This is a genomic window from Streptococcus sp. BS35b, from assembly GCF_000286475.1.
Taxonomy (GTDB): domain Bacteria; phylum Bacillota; class Bacilli; order Lactobacillales; family Streptococcaceae; genus Streptococcus; species Streptococcus oralis_W.
On the sequence record NZ_ALKH01000011.1, the window covers coordinates 80405 to 95145 of the forward strand.

The window sequence follows — 14741 nt, forward strand, 5'->3', positions numbered from 1 at the left end:
CTAAAAATGAGGTCTTACAAAACCTTACTCAAAAATTCCTTGGTCCGTTGTTCTTTTGTTTGATCGAAAATCTCCTCTGGTGTTCCATCTTCGACAACAACTCCATCCGCCATAAAGATAACACGGTCTGCTACCTCACGCGCAAAGCCCATTTCATGAGTCACAATCACCATAGTCATCCCTGATTTAGCGAGGTCTTGCATAACAGCTAGGACTTCTCCAACCATCTCAGGGTCTAGGGCTGAAGTCGGCTCATCAAAAAGCAAAACATCTGGTTCCATAGCAAGTCCACGTGCAATGGCAATCCGTTGTTGCTGACCACCTGACAAACTCTGTGGATAGGCCGTTGCCTTATCTGGCAAGCCAACTTTTTCTAACAGTTCCTGTGCTCTTTTCTCCGCAACTTCCTTGCTTTCACCTTTGGTTTTAATTGGTGACAAAGTGATATTTTCCATCACTGTCATATTGGGAAAGAGGTTGAATTGTTGGAATACCATACCCATCTTTTCACGCATAGCAAAAAGGTCATTTTTCTTATCTGTGATATCAACTCCTTCAAAGATAACCTTACCTTTACTTGCTTCTTCAAGGAGATTCATCGAACGAAGGAGAGTTGATTTCCCGCCCCCTGACGGACCGATAATGACCACAACTTCTCCACGTTTAATCTCAAGATTGATGCCTTTTAAAACTTCATTTTTCCCAAAAGACTTATGTAGTTCTTCAATTTTAATCAAGGTTTCTGTCATTATTTCTTGTCTCCTTGTCCAATATGTTTTTCAAATGCTTTCAACGCCACTGTCAAAACAGAGGTCATAATCAAATAGTAAAAGGCTGCAAATAAAAGGGGAGTCAACGGTAAATACGTTGTTGTTGCTACTGTCGTTGCACCATTCCACAACTCCATCACCCCAATCGCCGACAAGAGGGAACTATCCTTGATAATGGTGATAAATTCATTTCCTAGAGCTGGAAGAATATTTTTGATAGCTTGTGGCAAAATGACATAACGCATGGCATTTTTCGGACGAATACCTAAAGAATATGCGGCCTCTAACTGCCCTTTAGGAACCGCATTGATCCCCGCACGAACAGTTTCTGAAACGTAAGCTCCACTGTTCATAGAAATAATCAGAATACCAGGAATCAAACGAGAAAGATCAACTCCTAAAATTCCCACTTGAATAGTCGGAGCATTGATATGCATAAGAGCAAAGGTAATCATAATCTGAACCATCATCGGAGTACCACGGAAGATCCAAACATACACATTTGCAAACCAAACGAGCGGTTTAAAGCGTGATCGCTGAGCAAAGGCCAGTAACACGCCTATAATGGTTCCTAAGCAGACGACAAGGATGGAAATTAACACGGTAATCAGAGCACCATAGTTAAAATATGGTAAATACTTTGGTAAAAAAGAAAAATTCATATTCAATCAACTTTCTATGTATTAGATTGTATGATTATAACATGAATTGAATTAAAATGCAATCCCTTTTCCCTAATTTTAACAATTAACTTGATAGAATAGAGAAATAGAGAGAAATCACAGTTTTTTTCTAGTCAACTACCTCTTGTTTATGGTAAAATAGAAACGATAAGAAATGGAGGAGAATCAAAATGGAATCACATTTGGTTAGAATCATTAACCGCCTAGAAGCAATGACAAAAGATGGTGGAAATCTAAAACGTAATTTTGAACGTGAAGGTGTTGTTGTCGCAGAAGTTGCATACAGCCATGACGAAGAAAACGGATCACTCTTCACCCTTCGCGATGTAGAAGCTCGTGAAACTTATACCTTTGATAGCATTGATTTGATTGCAATGGAGATCTACGAACTTCTTTACTAATATAAAAACAACGGGCAGTAAGTCCCGATGAATGAGAATCCTTTTTGTCACCACAAATGGGATTTTTTCTTACCTTCAATGTCGCTTGATTCTCCATAAATCCTTCTTTTAAAAACGACCACTTCCCAATCTTTTTACTTGCTTTACACCTTAATCATGCTATAATGAGAGTATAAAACTTTGACTATTCTTGACCTTTTTCTTAGGCCAAGTATACGAATGAAATGAGGTAGATGTATGCTCTGTCAAAACTGTAAAATAAACGACTCAACAATTCATCTGTATACCAATATCAATGGGCAGCAAAAGCAAATTGATCTCTGTCAAAACTGCTATAAAATTATCAAAACAGATCCAAATAATACTCTCTTTAAAGGAATGACTGACTTAAACAATCATGACTTTGATCCATTCGGCGACTTTTTCAATGACTTGAACAATTTCAAACCTTCTTCTAATAACGTCCCTCCAACTCAATCTGGTGGGGGATATGGAGGAAACGGTGGTTATGGACCTCAAAACCGCGGACCGCTTCAAACACCTCCTCCTAGCCAAGAAAGAGGACTCCTAGAGGAGTATGGTATCAACGTGACTGAAATAGCTCGTCGAGGAGATATTGACCCTGTTATCGGTCGAGATGAGGAGATTATCCGAGTTATCGAAATCCTCAACCGAAGAACCAAGAACAACCCTGTCCTTATCGGAGAACCTGGTGTTGGTAAAACAGCTGTTGTAGAAGGTCTAGCTCAGAAGATTGTCGATGGTGATGTTCCCCATAAACTCCAAGGCAAGCAAGTTATCCGTTTGGATGTGGTCAGTCTAGTTCAAGGAACAGGTATTCGAGGTCAATTTGAAGAGCGTATGCAAAAGCTCATGGAAGAAATCCGCAAACGCGAGGACATCATTCTCTTTATCGATGAAATCCATGAAATTGTTGGTGCAGGATCTGCTGGCGATGGCAATATGGATGCAGGAAATATCCTCAAACCTGCCCTTGCCCGTGGTGAATTGCAACTGGTCGGTGCCACTACTCTCAATGAATACCGTATCATTGAAAAAGATGCTGCTCTAGAGCGCCGTATGCAGCCTGTCAAGGTAGATGAACCAACTGTCGAAGAAACCATTATCATCCTCAAAGGGGTTCAAAAGAAATACGAAGACTACCATCACGTCAAGTATACTGATGCTGCTATCGAAGCTGCTGCGAATCTTTCCAATCGCTATATCCAAGACCGCTTCTTGCCAGACAAGGCTATTGACCTTTTAGACGAAGCCGGTTCAAAGATGAATTTGACGCTGAACTTTGTTGATCCTAAAGTAATTGATCAGCGCTTGATTGAGGCTGAGAATCTCAAGGCTCAAGCTACACGAGAGGAAGACTTTGAAAAAGCTGCCTACTTCCGTGATCAGATTGCCAAGTACAAGGAAATGCAAAAGAACAAGGTGACCGATCAGGATACTCCAATCATCAGCGAGAAAACCATTGAACATATCATCGAGCAGAAAACCAATATCCCTGTTGGTGAGCTAAAAGAAAAGGAACAATCTCAGCTTATCCATCTAGCAGACGACCTCAAAGCTCATGTCATTGGTCAAGATGAAGCTGTCGATAAGATTGCCAAGGCCATCCGTCGTAATCGTGTTGGACTTGGTACTCCCAATCGCCCAATCGGAAGTTTCCTCTTTGTCGGACCAACTGGTGTCGGTAAGACAGAACTCTCTAAACAACTAGCCATTGAGCTCTTTGGTTCTGCTGACAGCATGATTCGCTTTGATATGAGTGAATACATGGAAAAACACAGCGTGGCTAAATTGGTCGGAGCCCCTCCAGGTTATGTCGGCTACGATGAAGCTGGTCAGTTAACGGAAAAAGTTCGTCGCAATCCTTACTCTCTCATCCTTCTCGATGAAGTTGAAAAAGCCCACCCAGATGTGATGCACATGTTCCTCCAAGTCTTGGACGATGGTCGTTTGACTGATGGGCAAGGACGAACAGTTAGCTTTAAGGATGCCATCATTATCATGACCTCAAATGCGGGTACTGGTAAGGCCGAAGCCAGCGTTGGTTTTGGAGCTTCTCGTGAAGGGCGAACCAACTCTGTTCTCGGTGAACTCGGCAACTTCTTTAGTCCTGAGTTTATGAACCGTTTTGACGGCATCATCGAATTTAAACCTCTCAGCAAGGACAACCTTCTCCAAATCGTCGAACTCATGCTAGCAGATGTCAACAAACGCCTCTCCAGCAACAATATCCACCTTGATGTGACAGACAAGGTCAAGGAAAAGTTGGTTGACTTGGGATATGATCCAAAAATGGGAGCACGCCCACTCCGCCGTACCATTCAAGACCATATCGAGGATGCCATCACAGACTACTACCTTGAAAACCCAAGTGAAAAAGACCTCAAGGCAGTCATGACAAGCAATGGTAAGATTCAGATCAAATCTGCCAAAAAAACTGAAAAAATCAAAGAGAATACTTCTGAAAGAGAAGATTAGAACTCATAAAAAAGAACAGGAAATCTTGTTTCCTGTTCTTTTTTAATTCTCTTCTTGAACTTGATAGCGAAGAATTGTTTTTAATTTGCTTGGTTCCGTTCGATGAAGATTATTGAGATAAATTTCTCGGTGGACTTCCGAAGTTCTTTTGAGCTTATGAAGTTGACAAAAATGCTCCATCTCTGCAAAAGTCTCATTTTCAGTATCAAAAGGTCCTACATGAAGCATAGCAAGGATTTGGCCTTCTTCTATCTTTTCAAAACGAACAGCCTCATAGAGAGGATTTGGCTTCTTGATTTTGACCTCTTCCAGAGCTTCCTCAAATAGTTCTCGCGTAATAAAATCGGGTTGCCCAATCATAATGCTATAAGAAAGCTCACTTTTTACCAGTTCTCCCCCCTTCTCCTTTTTCCAGACACCTTCTAAAGGAAAGACAGTAAAATCAGTGTAAACTTGATTCAAAGGTTCTTTTTTATACTTCATCTTTATCGCATAGGCTAAGGCATATAAGGTCCCTACGCGTTCTGAAAAATCTTCTTGATTTGGATCACCTTTACCATCAATCACGATATAGGATTGACCTGGCACCTGCAAGATGCTGGGCCTAGCTTTCACTTGATAAAGATCTTTCGATTCTTTTCTCCATTCATATTTCATTTGGTTCTTCTCCTTTCTATCTCTAGTATAGCACCAAAACCTTGACATCTTTTGTCAAGTTTTGTAAAGTTTTTGGATTTTTTCTAATCTAGAAAGCAATTCCTTCTTCAGATGATTGGGGGCGAGTATTTCCACACCATCTAGATAAGAAAGGAGGTAAGTATACAGACTTTCATGCTCTGGTAGGACTGTCTTGACATAATAACATCCATCTTTCCCCAAGCTAATCTCATCTTCTGAAAAATCTTCATAAACCCGAAAAGCAAGCTTGGGACTAAACTTCAGGGAAACTTCGATTTGATGTGCCACTTGATCTGAACTATCAACGCAATCCAGCACATTTTTCTGCTTCACAGTTTCAGTTGTTAGGTGATAATTCCTAATTCTGGATAATTTGAAAAAACGCCACTCTTCTTTCAAACAACAGTAGGCATGAAGATACCAATCTCTCTTTTTAAATATGAGTTTAAAAGGTTCAACTGTACGAATCGTTTTCTGACCACTCCCACCTAGATAAGTGATCGCCAGTCGCCTTTTCTCTAGAATAGCATGTTTGATGTTATCAAATAATTCTTTTTGACCTTCTCGTTTTCTCCAGTCAGTCAGGTCTACCTCTATCCAAGGGCTGGTAGAAACTTGAAAAATAGATTCCAACTTTTCAAGTAACAGATCTTGCCTGTCATCGGTCAAGGCTTGAATTCCTTGCAAAGATGATAGAAGTTCTAATTTTTCATCCTCAGAAACTAGAGTGCGATCCAGAACAAAGTCTTTCATTAAAAAGATCCCACCTGCCTTTCCAGGTACTGAATATAGAGGGATTCCCGCCATACTCAACCGCTCAATATCGCGATAAATCGTACGTACAGATACTTCAAACAATCGAGCTAGTTCAGGAGCCGTTGTACTGCCTTTTTCTAAAAGTAGATATAGGATACGAAATAGTCTTGATTCTGCCATAAAATCACCTCTCTTTTATTATACCAGTTATAGTGCTAGGGTTGGAAAGTTTAACTAGACAAGTATTGATCCAAACAAAGTAGCTTTTTCTGCATAAGTTCGTTGGTTTATTCTTGACAGCTTGCCCCTCGTCCATTATGATAATAATAAAGATACTAGAGAATGAGGAAAATGCAATGGCAAACCCAACTTTTGGTGAAAAAAGAGAGAATGTGACCTACCAGCCCCGCTATGGTGTGTACGCAGTTATTCCTGATGCAGAAAAAAAACAAATCGTCTTAGTTCAAGCTCCCAATGGTGCTTGGTTCTTGCCAGGTGGAGAAATTGAAGCAGGCGAAGATCACCAAGAAGCACTGAAGAGAGAACTAATCGAAGAACTTGGCTTTACAGCTGAGATTGGAACCTATTATGGGCAAGCTGATGAGTATTTCTATTCTCGCCACCGCGATACCTACTACTACAACCCAGCTTATCTCTATGAAGCCATTTCTTTCCAAGAAGTACAAAAACCATTGGAAGATTTTAATCATATTGCCTGGTTTCCTATTGATGAAGCAATTGAAAAACTCAAACGTGGTAGCCATAAATGGGGAATAGAAGCTTGGAAAATCCAGCATGGAATTGACTAAAATACACGATTTTATCCAAAAAGTGCTATAATAGAGTTAGAAAATCGGAGGAACTGTTATGAAGCTTATCAACACGACTAATTCACACTCGCAACTTGTTAAAAACCAATTAGAAAGTACTGACGCAACTCTTGTCGAGGTCTATTCTGCCGGAAATACAGATGTGGTTTTCACACAAGCCCCGCTTCACTATGAAATCCTCATTTCCAACAAATACCGTGCTATTCGTGAACCTGAAATTGAAACCATCCAAGACTTCTTCTTGAAACGTAAAATCGACAAAGGAAGCATCGATGAAGCCAATATCAAAACCCTCTATTCGGATAAATTGATTGAGATCTCAATCCCTATAAAATAAGGAGACCAGCTTAAAAGCTGCTCTTCACTTACAAAAAAGATTGGTAGTTGTGTACTACCAATCTTTTAATTTTATTTCACAGCTTCTTTCAAAGCATCTACCTTATCCAAACGTTCCCATGGAAGGTCAATATCTGTACGTCCCATGTGTCCATAGGCCGCTGTTTGACGGTAAATTGGACGTTTGAGATCCAGCATTTGGATAATTCCTGCAGGGCGAAGGTCAAAGATTTGACGCGCTGCTTTTTCAAGCTTGCTTTCAGCTACTGTTCCTGTACCAAAAGTATCGATACGAACAGAAACAGGCTGTGCCACACCGATGGCATAGGCCAATTGCACTTCTACTTTCTTAGCAAGACCTGCTGCAACGATATTCTTAGCAATGTAGCGAGCTGCATAAGAGGCTGAACGGTCCACCTTCGTAGCATCCTTACCAGAGAAGGCACCACCACCGTGACGAGAGTAGCCACCATAGGTATCCACGATAATCTTGCGACCAGTCAAACCTGAGTCTCCTTGAGGTCCACCGATTACAAAGCGGCCGGTCGGGTTGATGAAGAATTTTGTTTGCTCATCCAAGTAGGAAGCTGGAATAACTTCTTTGATAACCTTGTCAATCACATCTTGATGGATTTGTTCATTAGTAGCTTCTGGATCGTGCTGAGTTGAAATCACGACTGTGTCCACACGTACTGGACGATCATTTTCATCATACTCAACTGTAACTTGTGATTTAGCATCAGGACGAAGATAGCTAATTTCACCAGACTTACGAAGTTTTGCCAAACGACGAACCAACTTGTGGCTGAGTGAGATTGGTAATGGCATAAGTTCTTCTGTTTCATCCACTGCAAATCCAAACATGAGACCTTGGTCACCAGCACCAATCAAGTCAAGCGGATCTTGATCTGCATTTCCACGGACTTCCAAGGCTTCGTTAACACCTTGGGCGATATCTGGTGACTGCTCAACAAGCGATGGATGAACTCCAACTGTTTCCGCAGAAAAACCATATTCTGCATTCGTATAGCCAATCTCTGCAATGGTATCACGAACCACACGGTTAATATCCACATAGGCATTCGTAGAAATTTCACCAAAAACATGGACAGAACCCGTGTACACAGCTGTCTCAGCAGCAACGTGCGCCTCTGGATCCTTTGCTAAAATAGCATCCAAAATCGCATCTGAAATTTGGTCTGCAATCTTATCCGGATGCCCCTCAGATACAGATTCAGACGTGAATAATTTACGTTCTGACATAAAAATGTCCCCCCTTAAAAAATATTGTTATAGAGTTACAAAGTACTGATAGGAAAACTACTAGTAATGAATACCTACCATCTTATCGGGACTATATAACCTTATCATTATACCACTTTTTACTCATTTTTGCATTCTTTTCGATAATTTATAAAATGAAGTTACAAAAAGGAGCCATTCAGCTCCAATTTTGTTCTTAAAATGTTTGGCGTTTAGCTTTTCGCTCAGCACGCCCACGTGCGCGATTTTCAGCACGCTTGGTTTTGCGGCGTTTTTCATCAACCGCCCATTTGATTTTCTTCTTATAACCCGGTTTAACTTTTTTCTTTTTCTTTTTAACCAAGCCAATCATTTCGATATCAAGCTTATCCTGCTTCTTTTCACGATTGGCACGACGATCACGGTCATAGGTATCTTGAAACTCTCCGTCTTTGACCATCTTAGGAGTAAACTTGATCCCTAATTTCTCCAACTCACGGATATCCGAGTCATCACTAGGCTGGTAAAGGGTAATCGCTGTACCAGGCAGTCCGTTGCGTCCAGTACGTCCAACACGGTGAACAAAGAAAGACAAGTCTTGCGGAATGGCATCATTGATAACATGGCTGACCCCTTCAATGTCAATTCCACGCGCTGCCAAGTCTGTTGCAACAATGTACTCAAAATCCAGATTTTTCACCTGATTCATGATCCGTTTGCGTTCACGAGGGGCAATATCTCCATGAATCTTTGCTACCTTCAATCCTTGAGCAGTCAAGTAGGCATGCAATTCATCAGCACGCGTTTTTGTGTTAACAAAAATCATAGCTAAATAAGGCTGCATCAACTGAGTCAGCTGGTAAATTTGAGCATTTTTGTCGCGGCCCTTGGTCGAAATGAGCCAGTTATCAATGGTATCTGAGATGACTGTCTTGGTCTTGATTTTTTCCATAACAGGATTTGACAAGTATTTTTTCAAGAACGGTTGCAATTTTTGAGGAATCGTCGCTGAAAAAACCATGAATTGCAAGTCTTTTGGAAGTCTTCCTGCAATCTTATCAACGGTCTCCAAAAATCCCATATCCAAGGTCATATCAGCTTCATCAATTACAAAGGTCTTGGCCTTGTGAATAGCTAAATCACCAGATTTGACCAAATCATAGATGCGACCTGGCGTTCCGATAACGATATGTGGTTGGTTGCTGGCAAGTTTTTCAATCTGACGCGCCTTATCCGTACCACCTACATAATTAACCACACGAACTTCAACATCTGAGTGGGCTGCGATTTGACGGGCTGCTTGGTAGATCTGAGTAGCCAACTCACGACTTGGTGCAGTAATCACTGCTTGTACACTATCGCTAGTTTCATCTAATTGCTGAAAAATGGGTAGTAAGAAAGTATGGGTCTTTCCTGAACCTGTTTTTGATTCACCGACCAAGTCACGACCCGCCAAGACAATAGGAATTAATTTTTCTTGTACCTCTGTAGGAGTCGTAAACTTCAACTCCTCCAATGCCTTTTCTATATAGTTTTTAAACTGAAATTTCGTAAATGACATATTATCCTCGATTCTATTCATCTAACCATTATACCATATTTTGAACATTTTCAGTAGTCCAGTTCGAGAAGCAAAAAATGAAAGGAAGTAATTCCTTTCATTTTTATTTCCAGTTTAAAATAGCATTCAAACCATAGTGGTCACTGACTTGTGGACCATTTTGACCATCAAAAACTACATGCAAACTTTCTACTTCTAAGTCTTTTGTCGTAAAGACATAGTCGATTCGTAGTGGTTCGGTATTACCTTTCCAACCATCAATTTCTGGTGGAACGGTATAGCTACCACTTCTTTCTTTCGCAACTTCAAACGCGTCTTGTAATCCTAATGGACTAGCTAAAATCGCTTGATAGCCTTCCTGACCAGCTGGATTATTAAAATCACCTGCTAAAATCAGAGGTTCATTTAACTCTTTTAATACAGCCTCAAATCGTGCCCATTCTTCTTGGAAACCTTTATCCCACCAAGAGAGATGGACACTTGCAAGAGCAAGTTCCTTACCTTCAACTTCTGTCTCCGCCAAGGCAACACGGCGAGTATGGTAGTCCGTTGGATCATCTACATCTGACACTAAAATTTCACGCGCCTTAATAGGTGTTTTGGATAAGATAGCTACGCCTTCATGGTAGCGGTCATAGCCAATATGATTATAAGCCCAAGTCCAGTAGTAGTTTTTCCCTTTCTCAGCCAATTTTTCAACCAAGAGTTGTACATAGTGGTCCTGATGAATAGGTTCTGCTGATGGCAAAGCTTGATAGTGATTGTTAACCTCTACCTCAGGCGAAGTCATTTCTTGATTAATTTCTTGAAAACAGATCAAATCATAATCATTGTCAAGAATATCTTGGAGCAAGAGCTGGAATTTTTCCTCTGCTTCTTTTTCCATCCAACTATGAGTATTGAGTGTTAAAAATTTCATGCTTTTCTCCTAAAACAAGAGGTTGGAAAACAGCTTCCAACCTCGAGTATATTACAATTCTACTTTAGCAACTGCTGTTTTAGCCGCAAGAGAACCTGTTTGTTCTAATTTAACTGATTTGATAGCATCACCATTTGTAAAGACAACCACTGTTGATGTTTCACGACCTGCTGTACGGATAGCATCCAAGTCAGCTGTCACAAGAAGGTCACCAGCAGCCACTTTTTGTCCTTCAGAAACGTGAACAGTAAATGGTTTTCCTTCAAGGCTTACAGTGTCCAAACCAATATGAACAAGTACTTCAAGACCTGATTCAGTAACAAGCCCAAGTGCATGTTTTGTTGGGAAGATACTTGATACAGTACCTGTAACTGGAGATACAATGTTTCCATTTGCTGGTTCTACTGCAAAACCATCACCCATCATTTTTTGAGCAAAGACTGGATCTTTCACTTGTTCCAAGGCAATAACTTGACCATCAGCTACTGAGTAAACTTCCTCAGTTACACCTTTAAAATGTACAGTATTCTTTTGAGCTTCTGTCATTTGACTTGGAAGGGTTTCAGGAATTACTTCACCTGAGTCAAGGATATCTTGGATATCAGATTTCAATACGTCAGCTTTTGGTCCGTAGATAGCTTGGACACCTTGTCCTTTCATGACAAGACCCATAGCTCCTTCAGATTTCCATTGTTCCTCAGTACCAACACGATCTGCATCCTTAACAGTTACACGAAGACGAGTCATACATGCATCTACATCTACGATGTTTGCACGACCACCAAGAAGGTTAATGATATTTACAGCTTGAGAAGCTGCTGCAACTTTTGTTTCTCCTGGAGCTGCATCTTCTGATGCTCCTTCAGCAGTTTCATAGTTTCCGTTACGTCCTGGAGTTGCATAGTTGAATTTCTTAATCATGAAGTTGGCAATGAAGTACATGATGACTGCAAAGAGGACAGTTACCCAGATAAAGTTAATGATATCCATACCAAGACCAGCGTTGATAGCTAGCGGAGTACGAGTCAAGAATTCAATTGAACCGAATGAGTGCATACGAAGGTGAACAATATCCGCCATAGCAAAGGCAGCACCTTGAACAAGAGCATACACTAGGTAAAGAGGTGTTGCGATAAACATAAACATATACTCGATAGGTTCAGTAACCCCTGTCAAGAATGTTGCAAGGGCTGTCGCAATCATCATACCCTTGTATTGGTGTTTCTTGTCAGCATCAACATTGCGGTAGATAGCAACGATGACACCCATCAAGATACCGAATGAACCGATCATTTGACCAACTTTGAAACGAGCTGGAGTGATAGTTGTAAGAAGGTGTTGGTATTGGTCAGCATTTGAACCTTTAAGGTTAACAAGGTCTGTTACCCAAGCAAGCCAAAGTGGGTCTTGACCAAATACTTGAGTTCCTTTAGCTGCACCAGTAAGGATTTCGTATGTTCCACCAAGAGCTGTATAGTTCATTGGGATTGTCAACATGTGGTGAAGACCAAATGGCAAGAGCAAACGTTCCAAAGTACCATACAAGAATGGTGCGAGAACTGGAGCAGTTTCTTGAGAGTTGGCAATCCAAATACCAAAGTTATTGATACCTGTTTGAACTACTGGCCAGAAAGCTGCAAGTACAATTGCTGCAATAGCTGAACGAAGGATGACAACGAATGGTACGAAGCGTTTCCCATTGAAGAACGAAAGCGCATCAGGAAGTTTACGGTAGTTGTAGTATTTGTTGAAGGCGGTTGCCCCTACAAAACCAGAGATAATCCCTACAAAAACACCCATGTTCAATGCTGGTGCTTCAAGAACACTGATGAAGTAATCAGCAACTTTGATTGAGCCACCAAAGAGAGTAGTGACCATAGCCTCAGGGTTTTTCAGCATATCACTTGTAACTCCAAAGATAGTACCTGTGATACGGTTAATCAAGATAAAGGCAAGCCCGGCTGCAAATGCACCACCTGCACGTTCTTTTGCCCAGCTTCCCCCAATAGCAAGGGCGAACAAGATATGAAGGTTACCGATAACCCCCCAACCAATTTGCTCAAGGATTCCACCTGTAATCACTAGAGGAGCAAGATTGGGGTCGATCATCACGATTGATTTACCGATTGAGATCATCAATCCCGCCGCTGGCATAACGGCGATAACCACCATTAGAGCCTTACCGAATTTTTGCCAAAATTCGAAAGACAAGACATTTTTGAATGTAGCTTTCATCATTCAAATCTCCTTTATTTTATTTAGGCAAACGTTTTACGAAAACGTTTGCATTTGGTTATGTATTAATTATACCACTTTTATTTTTTTTGTAAAGGCTTTTATAAAAAAATATCTACTTTTTTTAATTTTTAAAAGGAAAAAGAGAAGTTTACGAAAACTTCTCTTTAAAAATGTTTTGTTTTTCTGTTTTTATCTCAATTTGCATTTATATCCAATTAGATTTTCAAGAATCGACGCATCGAAATCCCTGAACCAATTGAACCAATGAAAATTCCGATTACAAATAGTAGAACTGTCATCAAAGGGACAAACACATCTGGTGTAATCATTGACAAGTTTTGACCTACCAAGGATTTATTGACCGATTGATAAACGATATTGTAAACAAAGAAGACAAGAACTGAAGGAATCGCTGCGCCAAGCAAGCCAATAAAAGCACCTTCTAGCAAGAATGGGCCACGGATATAGCCATTTCTCGCTCCTACAAGACGCATGATCTGAATCTCACGACTACGTGAAATAATGGTGATACGAATGGTATTGGAGATGAGGAAGACTGCGATAAAAATCAAGAGCCCTGCAATAACCAATCCCCAAACACGGATAAAGGAAGCCAGTTCGAAAAGTCGTTGAGTGTTGGCTCCACCATCTTGAACCTCCGATACTCCCTCAATTTTCTTCGCTTCTTCAGCTACTGTTTTAACATCACTTGGAGAATTTGTATCGACGATATAGGCATCATAGAGAGGATTTGCATCCCCTTCAAAGACTTTCCAATCGTCACCCATGGTTTCCGTTAGTTTTTCGTATTGTTCTTCTTTACTTGAGAAGGTAACACTTTTTACAGCAGGCATAGCTTTCAAAGCATCATAGACCTTGTGGTAGTCATTATTGGTAACTGTCTGACCTTCTTTTTCAATCGTTTCACTGTTATCTGCTACATCCTTACGAATGTAGACCATAACACGAACGTTGTTTTCAATATCGGTAGCCAGTTTTGCTGTATTAAAAATTACAGATGCAAACAAAGCAACGAGCGTCAAGGTAATCATAACCGAACTTACTGCTGCTACTGTCATCCAGCCATTTCGTTTTAAACTCTTTAATGATTCAAATAAATGGCGAAAAAATCTACTAATCATCGTATCCATATTCTCCTTTAGCTTCGTCACGAACGACACGGCCGTTTTCAATGGCAATGACACGGTGGCGCAAGGTATTTACGATCTGGCTGTTGTGGGTCGCCATCAAAACAGTTGTACCTTGAAGATTGATGCGTTCCAACAGATTCATAATTTCCCACGAATTATCTGGGTCCAAGTTTCCTGTTGGTTCATCAGCAATCAATACTTTAGGATTGTTGACAATCGCACGGGCAATCGCAATCCGTTGCTGTTCTCCACCTGAGAGTTCATTCGGGAAAGAACGAACCTTGTGTTTCAAACCTACTAGGTCCAACACTTCCATAACACGTTTTTTGATGTTACGGCGATTCTCTCCGATAACTTCCATTGCGTAGGCAATATTCTCATAAACCGTTTTCTTTGGCAAGAGTTTGTAATCTTGAAAGACAACTCCGACACTACGACGTAAAAGCGGGATATCTTTCTTCTTAATTTTAACTAGATTAAAGCCTGCAACTGTTAGGCTTCCTTTTTCGATCTTTACTTCTCGGTATAAAGCTCGAATAAAGGTTGACTTACCTGCCCCAGAAGGTCCTACGATATAGGCAAACTCTCCTGGTTCAATGGTGACAGAGACACCACGCAGGGCAGTCGTTCCATTGTCATACTTTTTGACAACATCTCTCATTTCAATGATTGACATA

14 protein-coding genes are annotated in these 14741 nt (G+C 40.7%); 4 read left to right on the forward strand and 10 right to left on the reverse strand.

Going from position 1 to position 14741, the window contains the following annotated elements; genetic code table 11:
• Nucleotides 1–14: 14 nt before the first annotated feature.
• Together HMPREF1149_RS08910 and HMPREF1149_RS08915 are read right to left on the reverse strand one after the other, a co-directional pair.
• Nucleotides 15–749, reverse strand: coding sequence for an amino acid ABC transporter ATP-binding protein (locus HMPREF1149_RS08910; RefSeq protein WP_000140919.1), 735 nt, complete (start codon nucleotides 747–749; stop codon nucleotides 15–17).
• Nucleotides 749–1432 carry an amino acid ABC transporter permease gene (locus HMPREF1149_RS08915; RefSeq protein WP_009067706.1) on the reverse strand — a complete coding sequence of 228 codons (684 nt, stop codon included), beginning with the start codon at nucleotides 1430–1432 and terminating at the stop codon, nucleotides 749–751. The genes HMPREF1149_RS08910 and HMPREF1149_RS08915 overlap by 1 nt, the downstream gene beginning before the upstream one ends.
• A 191-nt stretch (nucleotides 1433–1623) precedes the next feature.
• Between HMPREF1149_RS08915 and HMPREF1149_RS08920 the strand changes: the two genes are divergently transcribed.
• Together HMPREF1149_RS08920 and HMPREF1149_RS08925 are read left to right on the forward strand one after the other, a co-directional pair.
• Nucleotides 1624–1854, forward strand: coding sequence for a DUF1797 family protein (locus HMPREF1149_RS08920; protein WP_000443577.1), 231 nt, complete (start codon nucleotides 1624–1626; stop codon nucleotides 1852–1854).
• Between the two features lie 237 nt (nucleotides 1855–2091).
• Nucleotides 2092–4353, forward strand: a complete 2262-nt coding sequence (locus HMPREF1149_RS08925; protein WP_000882475.1) for an ATP-dependent Clp protease ATP-binding subunit — start codon at nucleotides 2092–2094, stop codon at nucleotides 4351–4353.
• A 42-nt stretch (nucleotides 4354–4395) separates the two neighbouring features.
• Here the strand turns inward: HMPREF1149_RS08925 and HMPREF1149_RS08930 are convergent, their stop codons facing one another.
• Both HMPREF1149_RS08930 and HMPREF1149_RS08935 read right to left on the reverse strand, forming a co-directional pair.
• On the reverse strand, nucleotides 4396–5010 hold the full coding sequence (locus HMPREF1149_RS08930; RefSeq protein ID WP_000873103.1) for a GyrI-like domain-containing protein: 615 nt from the start codon (nucleotides 5008–5010) through the stop codon (nucleotides 4396–4398).
• Between the two features lie 54 nt (nucleotides 5011–5064).
• Entirely contained in the window at nucleotides 5065–5967 is a 903-nt protein-coding gene (locus HMPREF1149_RS08935; protein WP_000841078.1) for a helix-turn-helix transcriptional regulator, read from the reverse strand.
• Between the two features lie 176 nt (nucleotides 5968–6143).
• Between HMPREF1149_RS08935 and HMPREF1149_RS08940 the strand changes: the two genes are divergently transcribed.
• Complete coding sequence (locus HMPREF1149_RS08940) at nucleotides 6144–6596, forward strand: NUDIX hydrolase (RefSeq protein WP_000013095.1); 453 nt, start codon at nucleotides 6144–6146, stop codon at nucleotides 6594–6596.
• A 58-nt stretch (nucleotides 6597–6654) separates the two neighbouring features.
• On the forward strand, nucleotides 6655–6954 hold the full coding sequence (locus HMPREF1149_RS0102170; protein ID WP_000767188.1) for a DUF1827 family protein: 300 nt from the start codon (nucleotides 6655–6657) through the stop codon (nucleotides 6952–6954).
• 71 nt (nucleotides 6955–7025) lie between these two features.
• Here the strand turns inward: HMPREF1149_RS0102170 and metK are convergent, their stop codons facing one another.
• The 6 genes from metK to ftsE form a co-directional block, all read right to left on the reverse strand.
• Nucleotides 7026–8216 (reverse strand): methionine adenosyltransferase, encoded by a 1191-nt coding sequence (gene metK / locus HMPREF1149_RS08945; protein WP_000003925.1) that lies wholly within the window; start codon nucleotides 8214–8216, stop codon nucleotides 7026–7028.
• Nucleotides 8217–8412: 196 nt separating this feature from the next.
• On the reverse strand, nucleotides 8413–9756 hold the full coding sequence (locus tag HMPREF1149_RS08950) for a DEAD/DEAH box helicase (protein ID WP_009067735.1): 1344 nt from the start codon (nucleotides 9754–9756) through the stop codon (nucleotides 8413–8415).
• Nucleotides 9757–9859: 103 nt separating this feature from the next.
• Nucleotides 9860–10675 (reverse strand): endonuclease/exonuclease/phosphatase family protein, encoded by an 816-nt coding sequence (locus HMPREF1149_RS08955; protein ID WP_000670868.1) that lies wholly within the window; start codon nucleotides 10673–10675, stop codon nucleotides 9860–9862.
• A gap of 51 nt (nucleotides 10676–10726) precedes the next feature.
• Complete coding sequence (locus HMPREF1149_RS08960; protein ID WP_000973834.1) at nucleotides 10727–12913, reverse strand: PTS transporter subunit IIBC; 2187 nt, start codon at nucleotides 12911–12913, stop codon at nucleotides 10727–10729.
• A 215-nt stretch (nucleotides 12914–13128) separates the two neighbouring features.
• Nucleotides 13129–14055 carry a permease-like cell division protein FtsX gene (ftsX, locus tag HMPREF1149_RS08965; protein WP_000625557.1) on the reverse strand — a complete coding sequence of 309 codons (927 nt, stop codon included), beginning with the start codon at nucleotides 14053–14055 and terminating at the stop codon, nucleotides 13129–13131.
• The gene (ftsE, locus tag HMPREF1149_RS08970) at nucleotides 14048–14740 is read right to left on the reverse strand and encodes a cell division ATP-binding protein FtsE (RefSeq protein WP_000022273.1); all 693 of its coding nucleotides are present in this window, start codon (nucleotides 14738–14740) and stop codon (nucleotides 14048–14050) included. Before ftsE ends, ftsX begins: the two co-directional genes overlap by 8 nt.
• Nucleotide 14741 lies beyond the last annotated feature (1 nt).